23 protein-coding genes and 1 tRNA gene are annotated in these 23742 nt (G+C 60.9%); 7 read left to right on the forward strand and 17 right to left on the reverse strand.

The annotated features are described in order from the left end of the window. Positions 1–137: 137 nt before the first annotated feature. Positions 138–509, forward strand: a complete 372-nt coding sequence (locus tag BLV41_RS10390; protein ID WP_239437283.1) for a DUF4307 domain-containing protein — start codon at positions 138–140, stop codon at positions 507–509. Positions 510–697: 188 nt separating this feature from the next. Continuing rightward, positions 698–1192, forward strand: coding sequence for a transcription elongation factor GreA (gene greA, locus BLV41_RS10395; protein WP_044574330.1), 495 nt, complete (start codon positions 698–700; stop codon positions 1190–1192). A 91-nt stretch (positions 1193–1283) separates the two neighbouring features. Here the strand turns inward: greA and BLV41_RS10400 are convergent, their stop codons facing one another. From BLV41_RS10400 to BLV41_RS10415, 4 genes are all read right to left on the reverse strand, one after another. Continuing rightward, positions 1284–2594: an Ig-like domain-containing protein gene (locus BLV41_RS10400; protein ID WP_139244292.1), complete on the reverse strand. Its 1311-nt coding sequence runs from the start codon at positions 2592–2594 to the stop codon at positions 1284–1286. 192 nt (positions 2595–2786) lie between these two features. Continuing rightward, positions 2787–4025, reverse strand: coding sequence for a threonine ammonia-lyase (gene ilvA / locus BLV41_RS10405; RefSeq protein WP_074711585.1), 1239 nt, complete (start codon positions 4023–4025; stop codon positions 2787–2789). An 86-nt stretch (positions 4026–4111) separates the two neighbouring features. After that, the gene (locus tag BLV41_RS10410) at positions 4112–5335 is read right to left on the reverse strand and encodes an AI-2E family transporter (protein WP_074711586.1); all 1224 of its coding nucleotides are present in this window, start codon (positions 5333–5335) and stop codon (positions 4112–4114) included. 82 nt (positions 5336–5417) lie between these two features. After that, entirely contained in the window at positions 5418–6347 is a 930-nt protein-coding gene (locus BLV41_RS10415; RefSeq protein ID WP_074711587.1) for an aldose 1-epimerase family protein, read from the reverse strand. Positions 6348–6524: 177 nt separating this feature from the next. Here BLV41_RS10415 and BLV41_RS10420 point away from each other — a divergent pair, with 177 nt between their 5' ends. The 3 genes from BLV41_RS10420 to galK are packed head-to-tail and all read left to right on the forward strand — an operon-like array spanning position 6525 to position 9609. Further along, complete coding sequence (locus tag BLV41_RS10420; protein ID WP_074711588.1) at positions 6525–7337, forward strand: DeoR/GlpR family DNA-binding transcription regulator; 813 nt, start codon at positions 6525–6527, stop codon at positions 7335–7337. Continuing rightward, positions 7334–8452, forward strand: a complete 1119-nt coding sequence (galT, locus tag BLV41_RS10425) for a galactose-1-phosphate uridylyltransferase (RefSeq protein WP_074711589.1) — start codon at positions 7334–7336, stop codon at positions 8450–8452. Before BLV41_RS10420 ends, galT begins: the two co-directional genes overlap by 4 nt. Beyond that, positions 8449–9609: a galactokinase gene (gene galK, locus BLV41_RS10430; RefSeq protein ID WP_074711590.1), complete on the forward strand. Its 1161-nt coding sequence runs from the start codon at positions 8449–8451 to the stop codon at positions 9607–9609. The genes galT and galK overlap by 4 nt, the downstream gene beginning before the upstream one ends. A 99-nt stretch (positions 9610–9708) precedes the next feature. Here the strand turns inward: galK and BLV41_RS10435 are convergent, their stop codons facing one another. From BLV41_RS10435 to eno, 10 genes are all read right to left on the reverse strand, one after another. After that, a complete protein-coding gene (locus tag BLV41_RS10435; RefSeq protein WP_044574354.1) occupies positions 9709–10896 on the reverse strand; it encodes a TerC family protein in 1188 nt (395 codons plus the stop codon). 110 nt (positions 10897–11006) lie between these two features. Continuing rightward, positions 11007–11852 (reverse strand): Bax inhibitor-1/YccA family protein, encoded by an 846-nt coding sequence (locus BLV41_RS10440; RefSeq protein WP_044574357.1) that lies wholly within the window; start codon positions 11850–11852, stop codon positions 11007–11009. 186 nt (positions 11853–12038) lie between these two features. Next, a tRNA-Leu gene (locus tag BLV41_RS10445) sits at positions 12039–12114 on the reverse strand. 80 nt (positions 12115–12194) lie between these two features. Beyond that, on the reverse strand, positions 12195–12695 hold the full coding sequence (locus tag BLV41_RS10450; RefSeq protein ID WP_044574360.1) for a GNAT family N-acetyltransferase: 501 nt from the start codon (positions 12693–12695) through the stop codon (positions 12195–12197). Between the two features lie 124 nt (positions 12696–12819). Continuing rightward, positions 12820–14253, reverse strand: a complete 1434-nt coding sequence (locus BLV41_RS10455; RefSeq protein ID WP_044574362.1) for an NAD(P)/FAD-dependent oxidoreductase — start codon at positions 14251–14253, stop codon at positions 12820–12822. Positions 14254–14322: 69 nt separating this feature from the next. Next, on the reverse strand, positions 14323–15783 hold the full coding sequence (locus BLV41_RS10460) for a S8 family peptidase (RefSeq protein ID WP_083360720.1): 1461 nt from the start codon (positions 15781–15783) through the stop codon (positions 14323–14325). A 27-nt stretch (positions 15784–15810) separates the two neighbouring features. Beyond that, entirely contained in the window at positions 15811–16794 is a 984-nt protein-coding gene (locus BLV41_RS10465) for a Ppx/GppA phosphatase family protein (protein WP_044574365.1), read from the reverse strand. Between the two features lie 5 nt (positions 16795–16799). Continuing rightward, positions 16800–17417: a DUF501 domain-containing protein gene (locus tag BLV41_RS10470; RefSeq protein WP_044574369.1), complete on the reverse strand. Its 618-nt coding sequence runs from the start codon at positions 17415–17417 to the stop codon at positions 16800–16802. A gap of 140 nt (positions 17418–17557) precedes the next feature. Next, positions 17558–18328: an FtsB family cell division protein gene (locus tag BLV41_RS10475; RefSeq protein ID WP_074711592.1), complete on the reverse strand. Its 771-nt coding sequence runs from the start codon at positions 18326–18328 to the stop codon at positions 17558–17560. Between the two features lie 127 nt (positions 18329–18455). Beyond that, positions 18456–19736 carry a phosphopyruvate hydratase gene (gene eno, locus BLV41_RS10480; RefSeq protein WP_044574372.1) on the reverse strand — a complete coding sequence of 427 codons (1281 nt, stop codon included), beginning with the start codon at positions 19734–19736 and terminating at the stop codon, positions 18456–18458. A 446-nt stretch (positions 19737–20182) separates the two neighbouring features. On the opposite strand from eno, the gene BLV41_RS22500 reads away from it, so the two are divergent. Together BLV41_RS22500 and BLV41_RS22505 are read left to right on the forward strand one after the other, a co-directional pair. Next, a complete protein-coding gene (locus tag BLV41_RS22500) occupies positions 20183–20527 on the forward strand; it encodes a hypothetical protein (protein WP_244516841.1) in 345 nt (114 codons plus the stop codon). Beyond that, complete coding sequence (locus BLV41_RS22505) at positions 20524–20919, forward strand: PadR family transcriptional regulator (RefSeq protein WP_244516843.1); 396 nt, start codon at positions 20524–20526, stop codon at positions 20917–20919. Before BLV41_RS22500 ends, BLV41_RS22505 begins: the two co-directional genes overlap by 4 nt. Before the next feature lie 104 nt (positions 20920–21023). Here the strand turns inward: BLV41_RS22505 and BLV41_RS10490 are convergent, their stop codons facing one another. From BLV41_RS10490 to BLV41_RS10500, 3 genes are all read right to left on the reverse strand, one after another. After that, a complete protein-coding gene (locus tag BLV41_RS10490; RefSeq protein ID WP_074711594.1) occupies positions 21024–21515 on the reverse strand; it encodes an FBP domain-containing protein in 492 nt (163 codons plus the stop codon). 288 nt (positions 21516–21803) lie between these two features. Further along, entirely contained in the window at positions 21804–22454 is a 651-nt protein-coding gene (locus BLV41_RS10495; protein ID WP_074711595.1) for a nucleoside triphosphate pyrophosphohydrolase, read from the reverse strand. A 46-nt stretch (positions 22455–22500) separates the two neighbouring features. Next, positions 22501–23736 (reverse strand): adenosine deaminase, encoded by a 1236-nt coding sequence (locus tag BLV41_RS10500; protein WP_244516845.1) that lies wholly within the window; start codon positions 23734–23736, stop codon positions 22501–22503. Positions 23737–23742: the final 6 nt, after the last annotated feature.

Below are 23742 nucleotides of genomic sequence, written 5' to 3' on the forward strand. Positions count from 1 at the left end.
TTAGTCCAACGCCTTCGTCAATGGGGCGGCCAGACCGCGGCAACCCCGCGGAACAGACACAAGTGGATGCAGTGACAAACTCTGATTCTTCAGCACCTACCAGCCTATCCAATCGATACGGCACTCCCAAGCGGACCGTGTCCAAAAAGACCCAAAAAATCCTCTTAATCGTGGCGGCCGCGCTGTCGCTCACCTGGGTTTTGTGGGTCGTTATTGGTGGCAACAGCGGTATTAGCCAGAAAATCGTCAGCTACAACGTGGTGGACGGCACGCTCACCACCGTGGATCTGACTGTGACCAAGGACCCGGGCGCCACGGCCGCCTGTGAGATCAAGGCCATGGACACCTCCTACGCGGTGGTTGGTTGGAAGGTCATCACGGTTGGCCCGAACAGCGAGGATGCTGGGTCAGAAAACGGCCGCACCACCGTTGTCCGCGGAGAATTGCGAACAGACTCACCGGCCGTCACTGGAGTGGTGGAAACCTGCTGGATTGTTGACCCGGCGTAACACCGAACACACCGATTCTTGGGTTTATCTGCCTTATTGACTAAACTGGAACCTATTACCATCTGCCCCGCTAGGTAAGACACTGAGTTTCAGCGCGCGGTTTATGCACCTTTTGAGGTGTGTGCGCCCGAGACGTCAGTGAATACCTGCAGCGGGGCCTTTGCTTTTGTACATTCAAGGAGAACTTCGTGGCTACTACCAACAGTGCACCCCCCTCTGCATGGCTGACTCAGGAAGCCTTCAACCGCTTGCAGGCTGAGCTCACCGAGCTGTCCGGTCCCGGTCGCGCCGAGATCGTCAGCAAGATTGAGCAGGCTCGCCAGGAAGGCGACCTGAAGGAGAACGGTGGCTACCATGCCGCCAAGGATGAGCAGGGCAAGATCGAAGCCCGCATCCGCCAGCTGAGCGAAATGCTGCGCTATGCCCGTGTTGGCGAAGCACCTGCCGATGACGGCATCGTGGAGCAGGGCATGGTTGTTGTTGCCACCATTGCCGGGGACGAGACCACCTTCCTGCTCGGCAGCCGCGAGGTTGGCGCTGGCGATCTGGAAGTTTACAGCGAGCGTTCCGCGCTGGGTGAAGCCATCATGGGCTCGAAGGTTGGCGACAAGCTGAATTACGTTGCTCCCAACGGCCGCACCATCGACGTTGTTATCATCTCCGCCAAGCCGTACCAGGACTAATCCTGACATCTCTCTTTCGGGGATGAGAAAGGCCGGGTTTCCAAGGGAAACCCGGCCTTTGCTTTGCCCCCTGGGCGTGTGCGGCGGCGGCTTAGCTCCGCGTACGACGCCGGAACATGGGTACCAGCGCAGCGGAACCCAGCAGCAACAAGCCTCCACCAACGGCTAGAGGCAGGAGCAAGCCGCTTGCCCCGGTAGCGGCGAGCTGATGGGTAGCGCCAATGTCGCTGATGGCGTTCGCTTCTTTGACCACGCTCACCGCTGCAGTGGTCACTGCCGGGGTTGTCGGACCGGTCTCTTCCACGGCAGTGCCGGGAACCGTGACATGGATCGCGGCACCGCGGACAACGTCACCTACGAAGCCGGTCTGGACGGGAAGCAGCGAATGCGAGCCCGAGGTGAGCGCCTCCGTTGGGACGCAGCTGAAGGCCCCGTTTTCGTCCGCTTTGACAGTGCACAACGTCTTTCCATTGCCGTCAAGGACCGCAACGCTTGAGTATGCACCGGCGGTCCCTTCGATCGTGGGAATTGCCGGCACGATGCTTCCGTTGGCGGGGCGAACGATCATGGGGGTGACCTCAACAGCGAAGGTAGCCATCGCGCCCATGACCCATCTTCCACCGTCGGTGACGGTTGCCGGGAACACCTCAAGGCCGCCCACCGGCAGACGCCGTGTTACTGGGCAGTTGAAATTGCCGCTTGTCCCGACCTTGGCCGAACATAGCACGGCTCCACTTCGCCCATGCACGATCGCTATGTCTGATTCTGGGTGCGCCGTGCCAGTAAAGACGGGCAGGTCACCCACAACCCCGCCGTTCGCGGGGCTCGTAATCATGGGGTCGGCAATGACCGTCCAGGCCACGGGATCCCCGACAACCACGGAACCCTCAACTACTGTCATGGACGGTGCCAGTGTGAGTGGGCCGACCGAAAACGGGACGGTGGGAATGCACTGATAATTGCCCCACTCATCGGAGACCGTGGTGCACATCGGGATTCCTGCGACGGTCACCATTTGCACCTGGACGCCGGGCAGTGCCGTCCCTGAGAAAGCTTGCGTCGACGAGATCAGTGAGCCAGCCACCGGATTGCCCAGGGCAATCGAGTACTTGGCCTGCACCTGGACCGTGGTGCCCACCGTTGGCGTTCCGTCCAAAGTCGTGGTTGTGACGGTCAGGTTGCTGGTGCCGGCCGGTAACAACTGGGTGCCGGTGCAGGAAAAATAACCGTATTCACCAACGGGTACGGAACAAATCGAGCTACCGTTGCCATCGGTAATCGAAGCCGTGCTGCCCGGCTCGCCGGTACCGCCGATGGTCGGAACGCCATGGAACACCTCGCCGCCCAACGGGTAGGTGATAGTAGGTGTCGCGCCGGGTGCGGCCGCCGCTGGCAGTGCCACGGCCCCGGCCATCGAAGTGACGAGAGCCGCTAGTGTCAGCCCGGCCCAAACCTTCCGTGAACGCCTTAAAACAGACAGCATCAAATTACAGTCCCCCATGCAGTAGTGTCCGGCCCGAATTGGCCTCATTGAAGTATCTACTGCCGGGTACCAAAAAGAAAGTGCCCAAATTGGGACATCCAGAACTGCGGACTAGTGCACCACGATCGGCTGGAAGCCCTCGGAGCGCAGAGCGGTCAGAACGAGTTCGCAGTGCTCGTGGCCCTTGGTTTCCAGGTTCACGGTGATGGAGACGTCGCCCATGGAAATGGAACCGCCCACACGTGTGTGGTCCACGCCGGTGACGTTGGCGTCGTTTTCGGCGATGATGCGCGAGATTGTCGCCAACGAACCGGGACGGTCGTTAAGCATCATTCGGACTGTCATGAACCGGCCCGCGGCGGCCAGACCGCGCTGGATCACTTTGAGCATCAGCATCGGATCGATGTTGCCGCCGGAAAGGACCACCACCGTGGTTCCCGGGTTTTCAATCTTGCCTTCCATGAGCGCGGCCACGCCCACGGCACCGGCCGGCTCAACCACCATCTTGGCGCGTTCCAGCAGGAAGATCAGGGCGCGGGCAAGTGAGTCTTCACTGACGGTGATCACATCATCAACCAGCTCGCGGATGATGGAGAACGGCAGCTGTCCGGGCCGGCCAACGGCAATGCCGTCGGCCATGGTTGAGACCTTCTTCAGCGGTACCAACGCGTCGGCGGCGAGGGAGGGAGGATAGGCAGCGGCGTTTTCCGCCTGGACGCCGATGACCCGGATCTCCCGGCCCAGCTCCTTGGCACGAGCCTTGACGGCAACGGAAACGCCGGCCAGCAGCCCACCACCACCAACACCCATGATGATGGTGTCAACGTTGGGAACCTGGTCCAGAATTTCAAGCCCAATGGTCCCCTGCCCGGACACCACGTCGACGTTGTCGAAGGGGTGCACAAACACGGCGCCGGATTCATTGGCGAAGCGCTCGGCTTCCGCCAGCGATTCATCCACGTTGAAGCCGTGCAGAATTACCTCGGCACCATGCCCGCGTGTCGCCGCCAGTTTGGGCAGGGCCACACCAACCGGCATGTAGATCCGCGCCTTAATGCCCAACGCCTTGGCCGCAACTGCAACGCCCTGAGCGTGGTTTCCGGCTGATGCTGCCACCACGCCGCGGGCACGCTCTTCCGGGGTCAGCTTCGCCATGCGCACATACGCGCCGCGAACCTTGAACGAGCCTGCGCGTTGCAGGTTCTCACACTTGAAAAAAACCTCGGATCCGGTCATCCGCCCCAGTGCCCGAGAACTCTCAATGGGCGTCAGCGCAATAATCTCAGTCAAAAGGTCCCGTGCCTGTTCTACATCTGCAAGGGTGACGGGGAGATCGCTGATTGCGTTCACGGTTCTTTTCTCTTTCTCTACTGAACTTAGTTGGTGGAAAAAATCTTGGCAGGGCAGGGTTATCCCGCTACCCGTAGGTGGGTGGCTTATTCGGCCGGAGGCTTAGCTACGACGTCGGAAGCTGGCGCTTCTTCAGCGCCGGCTTGGGCAGGCACGGGCTGAGCAACGCCGCCATCGGGAATCACCTGCGGCAACCCATAAATATCAGGCAGGGCCGGATCGTGTTCCCAACCTCGGTCGGAGACGTAGCGGACGAACGAATTTGCCACCGCCAGCAGTGGGACGGCGAACAGTGCGCCAAGAATGCCAGCGACGCCGGAGCCCGCGGCAACGGCAAGAATCACGGCCACAGGGTGCAGGGACACAGCCCGGCCCATGATGAACGGCTGCAGGAGGTGGCTTTCAAGCTGCTGCACCAAGAGGACAATGCCGAGCATGATCAGAGCATTGACCCAGCCATTGGCCACGAGGGCAAGCAGCACGGCAACGGCGCCGGTGACCAGAGCGCCCACTACGGGAATGAATGAACCAACAAAGACCAGAACACTCAATGGCAGCGCCAGCGGGACCTGGATGATGGCGGCACCGGCGCCAATACCTATGGCGTCAACGGCGGCAACGAGTACCTGCACACGGGCGTAGTTGCCCAGCGACGTCCAGCCGCGGCGTCCGGCGCCATCCACGGCGGGGCGGGCACGGCGCGGGAAGAATTTGACGATGAACGACCAAATATCCTGGCCCTCCAGGAGGAAGAACAGCAGGATGAACAAGGTCAGCAGGACCCCCACGGCGAAGTGGGTGACGCTGGTACCAACACCCAGCGCACTGGAAAGGATGACGTTGGTGTTGTTTTGCAGCGTAGCGAGGGCCTCGTCCAGGTACTTGGTGATCTCATCGTTGCTCAGACCAAGGGGGCCACTTGTCAGCCAATCCTGAATCTGAATCAGTCCAGTGATGGCCTGCTTGCTTAGATCGGAGAAACCAACAACCATCTGCCGTCCCACCAGGAACAGGGCACCGATCACCACAACAACGAGTCCGACTTCGGCGATAGCCACGCTGAGTCCCTGTGGCATGCCAATTTTCTTCATGCCTTTAACCAGTGGGCGCAGCAATGAAGCAAGGATTGCAGCCACCATGATGGGGATGAGCAAGATGGTGACCTTACTCAGCAGCCAGATCAACATGGCCGTTACGATCAGAACTATGGCCAGTCGCCAGGCCCACGCTCCGGCGACACGCATCCCAAACGGGACTCCGGCTGATTCATTCTGCGAATAGCTCTGTTGTTCTTGCTGTGCGGGCGTCATGAACCAATAATTCCCTATTGGCCGCAGATACGTTAAACCGTGTCCATCTTCCGCGTGGCGGCGGGGGTTTCACGCCCTCTTGTTACAGGAGAGATTCAATGCCCCAGGTCATGGTGAAATGCTCCCCCGCACCAAGCCAGCGCAGTCCGTCACCACTGTTGAACGCATTGGCAGGTCCCGTCATCGGTTCCATGGCCACCGCCAGCGACCGTCCCGGGAACTCCTTGGTGATGTAGACGTGCACGTACTGGACGCTGGAATCGTGCCACAAACTCACGCTCCGCCCGTCCTGGGCCGAGAGCGTGTGCCGGGCAACGCCGTCGTCCGTCAAAAGGTCAGTGAACGCGTGGTCCATGAGTGACTCCGGCACGGCTTGGCCCTCGCGCAGGTCGAAGACGCCGGAAACCTCGACGGCGACTGTCGGGATCATGCGCTCATTGACTGTGAGGCAGGTCGCCGCGTTGACCTGGATGCGCAGGTCCTCGGGTGCGGTGTCTCCGAGGGTGAAGTAGGGGTGCGCACCGAGTACGAAGGGTGCTGCGCTGTTGGAATCGTTGATGAGAGTCTGTGCCACGCGGAGATCGCCGCTAGCCAACAGTTCGTAGCGAACCTGGTGCCGGGCCAGGAACGGGTAACCGTGCTGCGGGTGAATGACAGCCTCAAGCAGGACGTGTGCCTGACTGTGCTCAAGGCAGTGATACCCGGTATTGCGCAGGAGTCCGTGAATGGCGTTGTTGCGCGGAACCTCTGTGATGTCCAGCTGCTGGCGGGTGCCGTTAAGTTGCCACAGGCCACCATCGATGCGGTTGGCAAACGGCGCTAGGGTAATGCCGGCCGCACCCGGAGCAATCGCGTCCAGCGGGTAACTCTCCACCAGCTCCACTCCACCCTTGTCATAATGGCGCAGCCCGGCAGCCAGTGAGGCAATAATGGCGGTGGCTCCACCATGGCGCAAGGTGAACTGTGTTCCGGTGGCCGCGCGGATCCCGGCGGTTTCAGGGGAAGTTGTCATGGGGAAAGAGTACCTCCCCGTATGAGCGTACTTGCTTGTTTTGTGTCATTTTGCTGACATATAACGAACCGTATTGTAAGATTTTGTTTGAAACTGTTTAGTTTCTCTGCGGCATCAGTTCTTCGTTTACAAGCACTCCATTCAACGGCAGTTCGTTCAAAGGCAAGGGGTCTCACCATGTTGGCACCGGAGCGTCAGGCGCGCATTCTTAAGGAATTGCAGCTGCACGAAGCCGTGCGCGTCACCGATATCGCCGCGGCACTCAATGTCAGCGAAATGACGATTCGGCGCGACATCGAAGCATTGGACCAAAACGGGCTGGCCCGGAAAATCCACGGAGGCGCCATGCGCCTGGCCCGGTTGAGCTCGTTGGAGCCCGGCTTCCTGCTCAACGTTGACAAACAACTTGACGGCAAGCTTGCCATCGCCGAACAGGCCCTGCAGCTGATCCAGCCCGGGATGACGCTGGCCCTGACCGGCGGCACCACCACGTACCAGCTCGCCGTCGCCCTTGCAGGAGAACTGGACAGACTGGCCAACCTTTGCGTCGTCACCAACTCGCTCAAGGTGGCCGAACTGCTGTACCGCCAACAAGGCAGCTCCGATCTGAAGGTCATTGTCACCGGCGGTGAGCGGACGCCGTCGGAAGCTTTGGTAGGGCCGGTGGCACGCTTGGCCCTGAGCAAACTCAACACCGATCTTTGCTTCATGGGCGTCCACGGGATTGACTCCAGCAGGGGGTTAACGAGCCCTAATTGGCTAGAAGCCGAGACGAATGCCGCGTTCATCGACGCCACAACCCGTTTGGTGATCCTGGCTGACAGCACCAAGTTCCAGGTTCGCTCCCTCGCCTCGATTGCCCCTTTGTCCGCGGTGGAAACCATCATCACCGACGACTCGGTGGCACCGACCACTGCCGCATTGTTCTCCCCCAAGGTCGCCAACTTCATCACGGCCCCGGCCATCACCTCAATCAGGAAGACCTCATGACTGACGCCACCACCACCCTATTGGCCGATGGGCGCGAGCTCATCTACTTCGACGACGGCGCCACAGCAAAGGCTCATACCGCGGTTGACACCCGGCCGTTGGATCCCCGCTCCGAGGAAAACACGGGAGAACTGCGATTTGATGCCCTGACCGGGGACTGGGTGGCAATCGCCGCACACCGCCAGACACGCACCTACCTTCCCCCGGCAGATCAGTGCCCGTTGTGCCCCACTACCGGCGTGAACCTGTCAGAAATCCCGGATTCGAACTACGACGTGGCCGTCTTTGAAAATCGTTTCCCGTCCTTGGGCCCGGCCGTGGGATCCGTTCCGGAAAACCCGCTCTGGGGCACCACGGGCCGCGCCTTTGGCCGCTGCGAGGTAGTGGCCTTTACCCCGGAGCACACAGGCTCCTTCGGTGGGCTGTCCACCGAGCGGGCACGCACCGTGATCGACGCTTGGGCACACCGCACCGAGGCACTCAGCGCGCTGCCCGGCGTCAAGCAGGTTTTCCCGTTTGAAAACCGCGGGCAGGACATTGGCGTGACCCTGCACCACCCGCATGGGCAGATCTATGCTTACTCCTACGTGCCCCCGCGCAGCCAGGTCATGGCCAATGCTGCCCGAAAATTCTATGACGATCACAACAGCACAGCCACCTTGCTCGGTGACATTGTTGCCAAGGAGTCAGCATCCGGCGAACGCATGATCGCCCAGGGCGAGCACTTCAGCGCCTACGTGCCGTTTGCCGCCCACATGCCGCTGGAAATCCACCTGGCACCGCACCGTCATGTGCCTGACTTTGCCGCACTGACAGACGCTGAGCGCGACGAGCTGGCCGTCATGTACCTGGACATCCTGCGGACGCTGGACAACATTTACGAGACACCCACGCCTTACATCGCCGCGTGGCACCAGGCCCCGTTGGATGCGTTGCTGCGCCCTGCGGGCCGCTTCCACCTCCAGCTCACGTCACCGCGCCGGGCGGCCGACAAGCTGAAATTCCTGGCCGGCTCCGAGGCTGCCATGGGCGCCTTCATCAACGACACCACCCCCGAGCAGACGGCAGCCATGCTGCGCAGCGTCTCCGCGAAATTGAAAGCAGGACAAGCATGAGTGCTTCCATCGATGCGGCGTTCGTTGCCGCCTCCTTTGAAGAGACCTTTGGGTCAAAGCCCGACGGCGTATGGTCGGCTCCCGGCCGAGTGAACCTGATCGGTGAGCACACGGATTACAACGAAGGCTTTGTACTCCCCTTCGCCATCGACCGGGCAGCTGCCGTTGCCATTCGACTGCGCGAGGACAACACGGCCCGCCTGGTCTCCAGCTATGGCGATCAGGAAATTGTCAGCGTCGATCTCACCTCCCTGTCCCACGAGAGCATGTCCGGCTGGACCGCGTACCCGTTGGGCGTCGTCTGGGTCATGGGCCAGATGGGCATCACCGTTGGCGGCTTTGATCTGTACCTGCACTCAACCGTGCCTTCAGGTGCCGGGCTCTCCTCCTCCGCCGCCATCGAGTGCGCTGTCGCCACGGCGTTCAACGAACTCGAATCCGCCGGACTCAGCCTGAACGAGCTGGTGCTTGTGGGTCAGCGTGCCGAGAACGAGGTTGTTGGTGCACCTACGGGCATTCTGGACCAGTCGGCATCCTTGCTCTCCACCGATGGCAACGCCGTGTTCCTCGACTGCCGCACGCAGGAATCTAAGCTGGTTCCGCTGGATCTGGACGCCGCAGAGCTGTTGATTCTGGTGGTGGATACCAAGGTCACCCACGCCCACGCGACCGGTGGCTACGCGGCCCGCCGCGCTTCCTGCGAACTTGGCGCACAGGTCCTTGGCGTGCAGGCGCTGCGTGATGTGACAGCGGCGGATCTTCCGGAGGCGTCCGGCCTGCTCGATGAAGAGACCTACCGCCGTGTGCGTCACATTGTGACCGAGAATCAGCGGGTGCTGGACACCGTGGAAGTGCTGGACGACGCCGGACCGGCCGCCATTGGCGCCCTTCTCACGGCAAGCCATGCATCCATGCGGGACGACTTTGAGATCTCGTGCCCCGAATTGGATCTTGCCGTTGACACCGCCCTGGCACAGGGCGCGGTTGGGGCCCGCATGACCGGTGGTGGGTTTGGCGGATCCGCCATTGCACTGATTCAGTCCGCGGACGAGGCCGCCGTCAGCGAGGCCATCGTTGAGGCGTTTGCTGCTGCGGGCTTCACGGCTCCGGACATTTTTGCCGTTTCGCCGGCACCAGGCGCCCGCCGGATCGGCTAGCGTCAGGCTCCACCAGCAACGCAAAAGGGTCTCGTCTGCTTCAACCACCGTAGTGGTTGAAGCAGACGAGACCCTTCTTTGTGCAGAAGTGGCTAGGGCTTAGCTGCCCATGACTTCCTTGTGCTGCTGGTGTGCCTTGGCAACCTGCTCCAGGATCTCCTCGGAGTCCTTGTGCTTGTCGCGGTACTTGGGTTCCATGGTTTGAATGGCTTTCTCTTCAACCATGAGCAGGGAGTAAACGCGCTCGCGCTCGCCCTGATCTGCCGTGTAGTCCAGCTCCAGGTAGCTTTCGGAGTGGCGGCGGGCGTTGTTCAACACCGTCTGCGCCTTGCCGGACTTGCTGACCAGGGAGGCAACAATAGTCAGTGCCAAGACACCGATGATCACTGTCAGCGAAAGGCTCGTGCTGATCTCGAAGACGGGAACATGCTCGCCGCCATTGATGAACGGCAGGTTGTTCTCGTGCAGTGCGTGAAGAACCAGCTTCACACCAATGAACGCCAGAATCGCGGCCAGGCCGAAGGAGAGGTAGATCAAGCGATCCAGCAAACCGTCAAGCAGGAAGTACAGCTGGCGCAGACCCATGAGGGAGAACGCGGTAGCCGTGAACACGATGTAGACGTTCTGGGTCAAACCAAAGATGGCCGGAATGGAGTCCAGCGCGAACAGCAGGTCGGTGCCACCAATGGCAACCATGACCAGCAGCATCGGGGTGAGAACCCTCTGGCCGTCGATCTTGGTGGTGAGCTTGTCGCCGTCGTACTTATCTGAGGTCTTGAACAAGCGCTTTGCGAGCTTGATGATGAAGTTGTCAGCGTCGTCGCCTTCGCTGTCTTCTTCCTTGAGCAGGTTGCCGGCGGTGATGAGCAAGATGATGCCGAAGATGTAGAACATCCAGGACCAGGTGTTGATCAGCGCAGCACCGGCAAAAATAAAGCCTGTACGGGCAATGAGGGCAAAGACGATGCCGAAGAGCAGCACCTTCTGCTGGTCCTCGCGGGGAACCTTAAAGCTGGCCATGATAACGAGGAAGACGAAGAGGTTATCAACGCTCAGGGCCTTCTCGGTGATGTACCCGGCAAAGTACTCCCCACCCATGGTGGGACCGCCGAAGAACAGCACTGCCACACCGAAGACGACGGCCAGACCTACGTAGATTGAGGACCAGATCGCTGCTTCACGCAAGGTGGGAATGTGCGCCTTGCGAATGTGGAAAAAGTAATCAAAGGCCAGAAGGCCCAAAATTACAACGATGGTAATGCCCCAGATCAGAGGGGATACGTTCATGAGCTGCTTTCGCTAGTTACTTACATGGATCATTAGTGAATTTGCGTTATGTGAACAACGCCCGGTCCAATGGGCCGGGCGTTGTTGTCGTGTAGAGCTAGGAAGAAGTCTTAGTCGTTGCCGCGCAGGATTGCGAGCAGACGCAAGATTTCCACATAGAGCCACACCAGGGTGACGGTCAGGCCAAAGGCAGCCGTCCAGGAATACTTGGCAGGCACACCGTTCTGGATGCCCTTCTCGATCGAGGTGAAGTCAACGATCAAGGAGAAGGCGGCCAGGCCGATGGCCAACAGGCCAAGGACGACGCCGAAGGGAATGTTGGTGCCCGGGATGTCCATCCCGCGCATGCCCCACGGGTTGTCGAGGACTCCGAACATCATGAGCCCAAAGTTAAGAAGGGAGAACAGCGCGTAACCGGCCAGAGCGATAATGAAAAAGCGCGTCATCTTGGGGGTGGCGCGGACCTTGCCATTACGGAAAAGCAACAGGGTCACCACGAACACACTCAGCGTGCCAAGGATTGCCTGAATCGCGATTCCCGGGAACATATTCTCCAGGAGACCCGAGAGACCACCTAGGAACAAGCCCTCAAATCCGGCGTACAGCAGGATGAGTACGGGCGAGGGCTCCTTCTTGAAGGAGTTCACCAGCCCAAGAACCAAGCCAACAATCACGCCGGGCCACATGAGGGCCGGGATCATCCAGCCAAGGGCTGCACCCACCAGCACAAGTGCCAACGTCATGACGGTCTTCATGATGACGTCGTCATAGGTCATGCGGCCGGTCTGGGCCGGTCCCGCGGCAGGCTTGTTGTACAAGTCCTGCATCTGCTGCGCGGAGAACTGCGCCTGGGCAGCCATGGTGTCTGCTCCGCCATTGGCGTAGCCGTACTGTCCGCCCGGCTTGTCCTTAAAGTTTTTGTCTTTCGCAAAAACCGGATTACCACCAAGTGCCATGATGCTGATGCCTCCAAGATAGGGGGAAATACTATTCCAACTCTATCAAGTAGGACACTAGGGAAACCTAATTTGTTCCCGCTGTCTAGTATTGCCAGCGAATTACCACCCAGAGTTCACCCAATGTTCACCTGGTGACGCCGGCGTGGGCGCGGCGTGGGGATGCCGATTATGATTCGCATTAATTGGTACCCCAGGTCGGACTCGAACCGACACTGAACAGATTTTAAGTCTGGTGCCTCTGCCATTGGGCTACTGGGGCGCGGCTGGTTGGTGCCAGCGGCTGACCTCAACATTACTGGATCGGCGCGCGCGGGAGAAACGCGCCGGAGAAACCAAGTCCTAAAGGTGGTTGAAAGGATCGGCGTACTTGAAGTGGCCATGCTGGTCAGCGGCAAAGTCACTCAAAGGCAACGCCATAAAGTGCGATCCCCATGAAGGATCCGGGGAGGCAATACCCAACGAATCTGCGGGAACAAACCCAAAGCGGGGATAGTATTCCGTGCTGCCAAGGAGAACAATCGTTGACTCCCCCATCGCGGTGGCCTCGGCAATGGTCGCCTTCATCAAGGCCAATCCGATCCCCTGCCTTTGATATCCGGGATCCACGGCGATGGGCCCTAGCCCAAGTGACTTGCCCGCGCCAATCCATGCACGGGTGGTGATGACATAGCCCAATATTTCGCCGCGATCGGACTCCGCGACGAGAGACAGTTTTGGGAGGTATTCCCGCGACGCATAGAGTTCCCTGACCAGTTTGGCCTCAACCGGCTGCGGGAAGGCCGCCTCAAGCAGGGCATTGATTTCCGGCCGGTCCCCGGGATGCTCAGCTCTGATGATCATGGGCACAGTCTAACGCCAGCCAATGAATACTTACCCATTCCGGGTGGCAACAAAAAACGGCCCGCCCTCCGTCTGGAATCAGTCAGAGTGCGGGCCGTCATAAAGCTTGGAAAAGCTGCGCTAGCTACTTGCTGGCGGTTGCTTCTTCCTTGGATTCAGCCTTCGGTGCTTCAACCGGAGCGGCTGCAGCAGGCTTGGGCTTCGGGGTCGCTGCGGAGACGAACGTGGCGCGGGGCGCCTGCAGGTTCTCCAGCTGGGCCAGATCGCGGCCGGCGATCATGGTGACGAACCAGTCGCTGAGAACGCGGATCTTGCGCTCAACGGTCGGCATGGCCAGGCCGTGGTAGCCACGGTGTGCAACCCAGGCCGGAGCGCCCTTGAGCTGGATGCCCATGATCTTGGCAACACCCTTCCACTGGCCGAAGCCTGCAACAGCGCCGAGGTTCTTGTGCTTGTAGCCCTTCAGCGGCTTGTTGAAGCGGCTTGCCCACAGGTTCTTGGACAGGCGCTTGGCCTGACGCAGGGCGTGCTGGGCGTTGGGGACGCAGGTGCCGTCCGGCAGGCCGCCGGTGACATCCGGGACAGCCGCAACGTCGCCGGCAGCCCAGGCGTTTTCGATGACACCGAATTCGCCGGAAACCTGCAGGTTCACGTTGACAGAAACGCGGCCGCGGGGCTCGATCGGGAAATCGGTAGAGCGAACCATGGGGTTGGCCATGACGCCTGCGGTCCAGATCAAGGTGTCGGCGTCGAACTGCTGAGCCAAGGACTTGTCCGGCAAGTTGATGAGCTTGAGGTTGCTTTCCTCGGCGTTGTCCAGCGAGGTGTTCAGCAGAACCTCAACGCCGCGGCTGCGGAGGTGCTCCACAACCCACAGGGCCTGAGCTTCGGTGACCTCGGGCATGATGCGACCCATGGCCTCAACCAGGACGAAGCGCAGCTCGGACTGGTCAACGCGAGCGTTGAGCTTGACGGCCGCACGGGCCATGTCCTCAAGTTCGGCGATGGTCTCGATGCCGGCGAAACCGCCACCGACAACAACGAACGTCAGGGCGCGCTTACGCTTGGCCGGATCGGTCTCCGTGGAGGCCTTCTCGATGAGTGAGAGAACCTGGTTGCGCAGGGCAATGGCTTCTTCAATGGTCTTCAGGCCGATGCCTGATTCAGCCAAGCCCTTGATGGGGAAGGTGCGGGTGATGGCGCCGGCAGCCACAACAACGTCATGGTAGGGCAGCTCAAAGGTTTCTCCGCCGTCGGCCGGGGCTACAACGGCCGTACGGTTCTCGTGGTCGATGCTCGTCACGGAGCCCTGAATGACCTCGGTCTGCTTCAGGTGCTTGCGGTAGGAAACTACGGCGTGGCGTGCTTCGATGTTACCGCCGGCTACCTCAGGCAGGAACGGCTGGTACGTCATGTAGGGCAGGGGATCGATCAAGGTGACGATGCCACCTGATTTTGCGATCTTCTTCTGCAGGTTGAAGGCCGTGTACAGGCCGACGTAACCGCCGCCAACTACAAGGACGCGCGGACGTGCTGAAAAGGTGGGAGTGATTGCCATATTCCAATGGTACAGCTCTTTGTGAAAATATTCACTAGCCATGTTACAGGAAAGCGTAATGCATCCCGCCTATGGACCAGCCGGTTGATATAGCGGCAGATAGTTAGTGCTTGTGTCCGGACTTTCCCGGTGGTGACTGTGCATTGCCGGTATTCGCATCGCTGGCCTTGCCCCCGCAGAAGCGCCGGTCTCGGCGCCCCCAGCCTTGGCCAGACGACGGCGGACCAACAGCAGGTGCGTTGACCCACCGGCAAGGACCAGCAGCAAGAGCCCGCCAAATCCCAGGACCAAGACCTGCGGCAGCGGGCTGGTACTTTGTCCTGCCGCAACAGCCACAGGCGCCACCGCGTCACTCAAGGTGGGCTTGGGTTGGGGGACGCTTGTTGCCGGAGTGCCGTCCTCGGTTGGAGGAGTCACCTCGCCGCGGCGGTGCACCCGGATCCAATCGGAAATGCTGCCCAAAGGGTTCTTATCCACAACGGCTACGTCGGCGCTCAGTGCGGCCTCGGCGTCAAGAATGCCGTATCCATAGATGGCGTTCGGGACGCCCTCACCCTTGGGCTTGGCCGTGGTGATGATTCTGTTGATGACCTGGGCGGCCGTCATTTCCGGATATTTTGACCGCAACAGCGCAGCAACGCCGGAGACGATCGGAGCCGCGCCACTGGTGCCGCTCCACCTGGCATATCCGCCGCCGGGCAGTCCGCCGGCCAGATCTTCGGCAGGGGCGCTGACGCCAATACTGATGCCTTGCGAGGATGAATCGACGCTGGCGGTTCCGTCTTTATCCAAGCCGCCAACGGCCAGGATGCCGGGGATGGTGGCCGGCGCCCCAACCTGTTCACTGCCGGACTTGCGGTTGCCGGCCGCGGCAACAATCACCACGTCTTTGGCCTCCGCATAAGCAAAGGCGTCATCCCAGCTCTGCGGCCACGCCGTGGAGGTGCTTCCAAGGGACATGTTAATAACCTTGGCCCCATGGTCAACGGCCCACTTCACGGCCGCCGGAATCTGATCATCAATGTTTTTGCCGGAGGGGTTGTCGCTGCCAAGCCAAACAGAAATACTCAGGAGCTCTGCCTTGGGTGCTACGCCAATGACTCCGTCGTTGCCAGCGCCAACAGTGGGAGTCGGGTCCGCCGTCGCGCTTTTTGACGAAGGCGAAGCTGTGCTGTCAGTGTGACCGCGGCCCGCCAGCATCGTTGCGACGAGGGTGCCGTGCTCGGGTTCGGCACCTATGCCCTTGGATCCCGTGGCGTTGCCGGCACCGGACATGTCCACGCCACCCACCACGGCCCCCTTGAGGTCTTTGTGTGAGGTATCGATGCCGCTGTCGATGATGGCGACCTTAACGCCCTCGCCCTGCGAGACGTCCCAGGCCTTCTTCACGCCGGATTGCTCCAGCCAGTATTCGCGGTTGCGGATGTCATCGGCCGAGGCCGCCGGGGCAAGTGCCACCGACAACGATCCGGCCAGGACAAGGGTCATTAGCGCGGCGGCGATGGAACGCAACCGTGGGGCTAACTCCATTAAGGCTCGTTTCGTGAGAGGGGCAGGTCAGCTACGTGCTGCACCCAGGGCAATTCCGTCAAGAATATCGTGTTCGCTGGTCATTGCCGATTCCAGCGCGCCGTCCCCGAGGTTCACCAGGGTCCGCAAGATGGTGCGCCAGATCAGTGCGCCGGCTCCGATCACGTCCACGCGGCCCGGGTGCATGAAGCCAAGCTCGGCCCGTTCGGCCCGTGTCATGGCCAGCAGAGATGACGCCGCGGCGTCCATGTTTTCAAGAGGTACGACGGCGGCATGAATCATTTCGCTGTCATAGCGCGCCAGCCCGAGGGCGTGCGCGGTAATGGTGGTGATGGATCCTGCCACGCCAACAATCCGCTGTACCTCGCCAAGCGGCACGACAGCCATAACACTGTGAAGTTTTTCAGCGATGGCGGCTTCGGCGGCCGTGATCTCCTCAGCCGTGGGCGGGTCACTTTGCAGGTAGCGTTCCGTGAAGCGGACACAACCCATATCCGTGCTCAGGGCCGCGGTTACGCCCGCCGCGTTCCCCATCACAAACTCGGTGCTGCCGCCGCCTAAGTCCACCACCAGAACATTGTGGTTTTCGCTCATGGGCAAAACACTGGCGGCGCCAGCAAAGGACAGTGCCGCTTCTTCGTCGCCGCTGACAACTTCGGGGACTATGCCCATCCGGGCCTGGATACCTGCAACAAATTCATCGCGATTTCCGGCATCCCGTGTTGCGCTGGTGGCTACAAACCGCACCCGCTCCACGGCCGCCGAACGGATCAGTTCCGCGTAGTCGTCCACTGCAGCGAAGGTCCGATCCAGCGCCTCCTGTGCCAACATGCCCGTGACGTCGACGCCTTGACCCAGCCGGACCACACGCATTTCACGGTGCACATCGGTGAGCATCTGCCCGTCACCGGCCTGGCTCTCACTGCTCTCGCGATCGCCGCCCGGCTCTGCAATATCGGCAATCAGCAGGCGGATGGAGTTGGTTCCGCAGTCAATGGCGGCAACGCGCATGGGCTTTAGCCTTCCTGCTTGTTCAGGTGCTTGACGTGGCGGCTCAGGTCCTTGTTGGGTACCGGAGCGCCGTCATCCCAGGCACCTTCGCAGTAGCACTTATCCGCAGTCCACCACTGGGCAACACCAGCCAAGGCTTCGTCGCCAAGGGGGTTCACACCGGGTCCGGCTGCCAGCGAGTGGCCAATGAGCACATGCAGGCACTTGACGCGGGTGGGCATTCCACCGGCAGAGATGCCGGCAATCTCGGGAACGGGGCCGGTCCCCGCGCGCTCGCCAATGGCCTCACGGGCCGCAATGTAGCTCTCATGCGCCGTTTGGTACTTGGCGGCGAGCTCGGTGTCTTCGCCTAGGCGGTCGGTCATCTCGTTCATGAGGCCCGCGGCCTCGAGACGGGAGGCTGCCGCAGTAAGGATGGGGTGCGTGAGGTAGTACGTGGTGGGGAACGGGATTCCGTTGCTCAGGCGCGGAGCCGTTGCCGCGACGAGCGGATTGCCGCAGATGCAGCGGGCCGGGATCTCCACAACATCTCGCACGGGGCGGTGAAGCTGACGGCTCAGGGTGTCCAGGTCATGCTGTGTGGGGACGCGCCCGCCGGTGGCGGAGCTTTCGGTTGCGGGCACGGTGGGCCTTCCATAAAACTTTTTCGGGGGTGTTCAACCTGTAATTTTAGCGTGTCCCTGCGGCCAGCCAGTCCGGAACGCCTTGGCGTCGCTTTTCGAAGCGCATGAGCGCCCGCGTTTTCGCCGCAGTTGCGCCGAGATTAAGGTGCTGGCGCGGGGTCAGCCTTGGGGGCCGGTGTCGCTGGCGGCTTGGCCTCAACCTTGGCGGAGTCCTGCACGGCTTCCCAGAGGCCATCAACCCATGGCTCAACCGTAATCTCGGTGGAGGTCTTGGCAGTTGATGACTTGGCATCCCCCGCCGTGGGGGCACCGGCAACGGCCTCAACACCGTTGGCTCCGTAGACCCAGTACCCGGTCTCGCCCGGCATCAGCATGCTGACCCGGTCCCGGGCCTGCTGCTTGATGTACGCGGGATCATCCCACCGGGCCAGCTCGGCCTCGAAGGTATCTTGTTGCGCTTCCTTAGTGGCAATGTCCGCACGCAGGGCTGAAATTTCCGCACGCTGCTGCAAAAATGTGTGGACATTCGGCGCCAAAAGGACTGTCACTACGCCCATGGCCAGGCCCAGAACCAGCAGCCGTCCGGAGAAGGAACGTGCGGGCACGGGGCTGTTGTCCGCGGAGTGAACCACACCCTCCCCAAGCTTGCGGCTCGAAGGGCTGGACGTAGGCTTGCGCTCCTTGCCACCCGTTTTTCCGGCGGCCTTACCGCTACCCTTGCCGCTGCCTGCCTTCCCCTTTGCAGAGGTGGGCGAACCACCATGGCCGGGAGCCGGCTTGATGCCTTCTGCTTCCGCATTATCCGCTGCGGGACCTGTAGGAGCTTTTGCAGGATGGCCTGAGGTAGCCGGGGCACTGCCAATGCCGGCCGTGAACGTGGCTTTGGGCACCGAGGGCCGTCGCGTGGCCATGCTTCTCCTAGCTAATTCTTTGGATCAAGACGTGCTACACCGGATGAGGGATTAAACGGCAAAGCCGCGGCAGCCAACAAAAGGCGTGTAATCCACCTTAGCCAGCTGCCGCGGCCCTAGACGCTATTTAGCCCTTGAAACGCGGGAACGCGCTGCGGCCTGCGTAGCGTGCGGCGTCATCGAGCTCTTCTTCGATGCGCAGCAGCTGGTTGTACTTGGCAACGCGCTCGGAGCGGGCCGGAGCACCAGTCTTGATCTGACCGGCGTTGGTAGCAACGCAGATGTCAGCAATCGTGGTGTCTTCGGTTTCGCCGGAGCGGTGCGAGGTGATGGTGGTGTAACCGGCGCGCTGGGCCATGGAAACGGCGTCCAGGGTCTCGGTCAATGAACCGATCTGGTTGACCTTCACGAGCAGCGAGTTGGCGGTTGCCGTCTCGATGCCGCGGGCAAGACGCTCGGGGTTGGTGACGAAGAGGTCATCGCCAACAATCTGAACCTTGTCACCGATGGAATCAGTAAGGGTCTTCCAGCCTTCCCAGTCATCTTCATCCAGGGGATCCTCGATGGAGACGAGCGGGTAATCGGCAACGAGCTCAGCGTAGTAAGCGCTCATCTCGGCAGCAGTTAGGGCCTTGCCTTCGAACTGGTAGGCACCTTCCTTGTAGAACTCGGAGGAGGCAACATCCAGGGCCAAACCAATGTCGGTGCCGGGCTTGTAGCCGGCGCGCGTGATGGCTTCCAGGATCAGGTCAAGAGCTGCACGGTTGGACGGCAGGTTCGGCGCGAAGCCACCCTCGTCGCCCAGGCCGGTGGAGAGGCCCTTTTCCTGCAGAACGCTCTTGAGGTTGTGGTAAACCTCAACGCCCCAGCGCAGACCCTCAGAGAACGTGGAAGCGCCCAAGGGCACAATCATGAATTCCTGGATATCGACGTCGGAGTCGGCGTGCGAGCCACCGTTGAGGATGTTCATCAGCGGCACAGGCAGAACGTGTGCGTTGGGGCCACCCAAGTAGCGGTACAGCGGCAGGCCGGCGGACTCGGCTGCGGCGCTGGCCACGGCCAGGGAAACACCCAAGATGGCGTTGGCGCCGAGCTTGCCCTTGTTGGGGGTGCCGTCCAGTTCCAACATCATGGAATCGATCAGGCGCTGGTCAGTGGCGTCGATGCCCTCGAGCTCGGGTGCAATAACTTCCAGAACAGCTTCCACTGCCTGCAAAACGCCCTTGCCCTGGTAACGGCCCTTGTCGCCGTCGCGGAGTTCCACTGCCTCAAAGGCGCCGGTGGATGCACCGGAAGGAACGCCTGCGCGACCCATTGCACCATCGGTCAGCAGAACTTCGACCTCAACGGTCGGGTTTCCACGGGAATCCAAAATTTCGCGTGCATGAATGGCTTCAATAAGTGCCACGTATTGCTCCTAGATAGTCAGCTTTATAGTGTAAATGTCGACCACGCTGTCGTCTCAATGGTAGCCGACGGGGTGACGGGGCACTCATTGCTACGATGACAGCGCTTTTTTGGGGACTTTGAGCACACAAGCCCCCACGCGAAGGTACCTGAGATGCCCATCCCGTTCAACCGCGTTGCCACCCGCGGTGCGTTCCATGTGGCTGATTGAAACAATTTCAGAAAGCCCTTGCCTTAACGAATATAGCGATATATCGTTAAGTATCGCGACATACCAACGCGACGAACACTCGTTCAGCGGACCGTCTCTAGTGCGGCCGCCACTGGGCGGCAGGCGCCAACCGTTCTCGATTCCCGCCACTGCCCCTCCCGCACAACCTTCAGAGCACTCGCAACATTTAGATCATTCAGAACAGGCAAAGACAATGAAATCCTTCAATTTCCCTCATGAACACCCAGACAGCCAAGGCAACAACAACCAGCGTGATTTCCGGCGCGGCCCCCGAGCCCGGCGGAACAACGACGCCACTCCCCCGACCGGCGAGGGCGAGTTCACTGATCCCCGCGGCGGATTCCCCGGATTCCCAGGGCGTGAAGGTCGCGGCGGCCATCACGGGCCGCGAGGAGGCCGTGGCTTCGGGCCACTTGGCGGAGGTGGACCGGGCTTCGGGCCACGCGGCGGAGGTGGACCGGGCTTCGGGCCACGCGGCGGAGGTGGACCGGGCTTCGGGCCACGCGGCGGAGGCCGAGTCCGCAAAGGCAACGTCCGCAGCGCGATCCTCTCGCTCTTGAGCCAGCACAGCTACAACGGCTACGGCATGATTGGAGCCATCGCGGCACATACGGACGGGGCGTGGCGACCCAGCCCCGGCTCCATCTACCCGGCCCTCGCGGCTCTGCAGTCCGAAGGCCTGATCGAATCCACCGGCACCAGCAAGCGCACGGAGTTCGAGCTAACCGAGGCCGGAAAGGCCTACGTAGCCGAGAACGCCCAGGAAATGGCCCAGGTGTGGGCCGATGTAAATGAGGAAGCCGGTGCCGCAACCGATCTCCGGTTGGGGATGGGCAAACTTGTTGGCGCCGTCCAGCAGATCGGCATGGCCGGAACCGAGGACCAAATCAAGGCCGCAACCGAGGCCCTCGATACGGCTCGCCGCACCATTTACAAACTGTTGGCCGACTGACCCAGGGCTGAAACCACAGGCCCTGCGAACCGCCCAAAGGACGATTCGCAGGGCCTGTTCTGCGTCCTAAAACCCCACGAGGGGTTCACGGCGATCCGCGCGTTTTATCCTTGGACGCGAGCCAAGAACCTTTCAGTGCGCTCCCGTAGGCCATGGATCTGGCGTTCGACAACGACCTGCGGATCCGGCTCGATCTCGTTGACTGTCGGTTCTTTGCGAACGTTGGCCGAGCACAAAAACTCAGCACAGATTAGTGTGCCCACGGAATTTCCGTCGCGGCCGGATTGGCCGGCCCGCTTGCTGACCCACAGGTAGACATCCTCTTCTGAGTAGACATCCCGGCACAGTTCGCACAGCACCCTGCGCTTCTGCCCACCGCCACCTTCCGGCGCCCGGAGCAGGATCCCCACGAGCTTCCCTGCGGTGCGAATAACTAGGTAGCCGCGCATGGGCATTTTTTCATCGCGCCAACCCAAGAAATCCAGTGATTCCCAGTCCAGGCTCGCAAAATTTGCTGGCAAGTTCAGCTTGGCAGTTTCTGAACGGCTGGCATTGATAAAGCAGGAACGAATTTGTTTGTCAGAGATTTTTTCCACAGCAATGTGTCCTCAAGTATGTGGGTACGCCTTCTCACCCCTGCCATGCAACGACAGAGGTGACTTTTCGGGTGGGTGACTCACCCAATACGCCAGTTGCCTGTGGCAACGGCCCATCAGGGAGTGTTTCGCGCCGCGAAGCAGGCCATGAGGGCCACCCCGCTTTCCGCAGGGGCGTGGGTCCAATGTGCTGTGGTCATCAGTGTCGCCCCTCATTTCCTCGTGTAAACCTTCTCGGATTCTAACATTCTCAGCCACCGGGCCCGGCGAATGATTTCTCGAATGCCCCTAGCGGCCCTGAAAATTCCGTACGGCGGTTCGCAGGGCCCTTTCGGCGTCGAGGCCGCGCTCCTGCGCAACACGTACGACGTCGAACAGCATCTTTCCGAGCTCGTCCTCCGTTTGCACGGACTCGCCCAGGTTCCCGCGGTTCTCCCCGAGGATCATGCCGGCACGTTCAGCGCGTTCCACGGTTTTCTGTGCCATGGACAATGCTGGCAGCGTGGTGGGGATCCCGTCGAAGGGGCTGGCGGATGCTGTGGTGGTATCAGCACTGGGTGCGGTAACGGCTCGTTCTGTTGCTTTGACCCGTTCCCACGTTTCTTCGATCTCGGCGATCGTGGACGGGAAGGATTCTTGGAGTGTGCCGTCGGCGTGGAACACGTGGGGGCTTCGGCGAATCATTTTCTCCGACAATCCACGGGCCACGTCGGCCAGTTCAAAGCTGCCGTCTTCCTCGGCCAGCCGGGAGTGGAGAACAACTTGGAGCAGGATGTCACCTAGCTCATTCGCCATGTCACCCGTGTGGCCGGTCTCGACAGCCTCGATGAATTCGTATGACTCCTCCAACAAATATGTGGTGAGGGAATCATGCGTCAGGGCCGCAGTCCAGGGGCAGTGCTCGCGCAAGGACGCGATGACGCCAACAAGGCGGGCCATTTCCTCCTGTGAGGAAGCGGCCCGCCTTTGCTGGTCGTGTTGGGAATTAGCGGTCAAGCTCGGAAGCGTCCGCGTCGTCGATGTCGTCGATGTCGTCGTGGCCGAAGGCCTCGAATTCCTCTGAGTCTTCGAAATCGTCCATTTCTTCCATGGCGTCTTCGTAGTGCTCAATGATGAAATCGGCCAACTGCTCGCGTGATTCGATCGGCAGGAAGGATGCGTGGACGGCGTTGAGGGTCATTTCCAGAACCGTGTCCAGGCCGTAGCCGAACGTCTCCACCAAGAGGCCGAACTCGCTTGTCAACGTCACACCGCTCATGAGGCGGTTGTCGGTGTTGACAGTGACGTTGAAACCCAGCTGGTGCAACAGATCGATGGGGTGTTCGGCCAAGGTGGTTCCGTAGGCAGCAATGGCGCCGGTCTGCAGGTTGGAGGACGGGCAGAGTTCCAAGGGGATTTGGCGGTCGCGAACCCACTGTGCCAAATCACCCAAGGTGACCGTGCCGACGTCGCGCCCTTCAACTTCCTGGACATCCAGGTGGATGTCCTCGGCAATGCGCACACCGTGTCCCAAGCGCAGGGCCCGGCCGTGAACCAGCGCGTCCTGGATGCTGTCCAGGCCAGCTGCTTCACCGGCATGAACCGTAGTGGGGAAGTTGTTCTCGGCGAGGTAAGTGAAGGCCTCTGTGAAGCGGGAGGGCAGGAAACCGTCTTCGGCACCGGCGATGTCGAAACCAACTACGCCGTTGTCGCGGTGGCGAACGGCGAGCTGGGCGATCTCTGATCCGCGGTCAGCATGGCGCATGGCCGTCATGATCTGGCCAACTTCAATGTAGCCGCCGGACTCGTCCACGGCATCCATGCCGGCCTCGAGGCCTTCCTGAACAGCTTCGACAGCATCGTCCAAGGACAGGCCCTGGGTGAGGTGCTGTTCGGGTGCCCAACGAACCTCGCCGTAGACGACGCCGTCGTCGGCCAAGTCTTCAACGAATTCGCGGGCAACACGCACCAGGTCATCGTGGGTTTGCATGACCGCGATGGTGTGCTCAAACGTTTCGAGGTAACGCTCAAGGGAACCTGAATCGGCAGATTCACGGAACCAGTTGCGCAGCTCTTCGGGATCAGTGGCGGGCAGAACATGCCCTGACGCGGCAGCCAACTCGATGATGGTTTCCGGACGCAAACCGCCGTCCAAGTGGTCGTGCAGGGATACCTTTGGCAACGATTGCAGGTCCACAACGGGGATGGACGCGGCTTCGTACTCTTCAGTTGGGTTAGTCACATGCAA

It is taken from the genome of Arthrobacter alpinus (assembly GCF_900105965.1).
In the GTDB taxonomy this organism is placed as follows: Bacteria; Actinomycetota; Actinomycetes; order Actinomycetales; family Micrococcaceae; genus Specibacter; species Specibacter alpinus.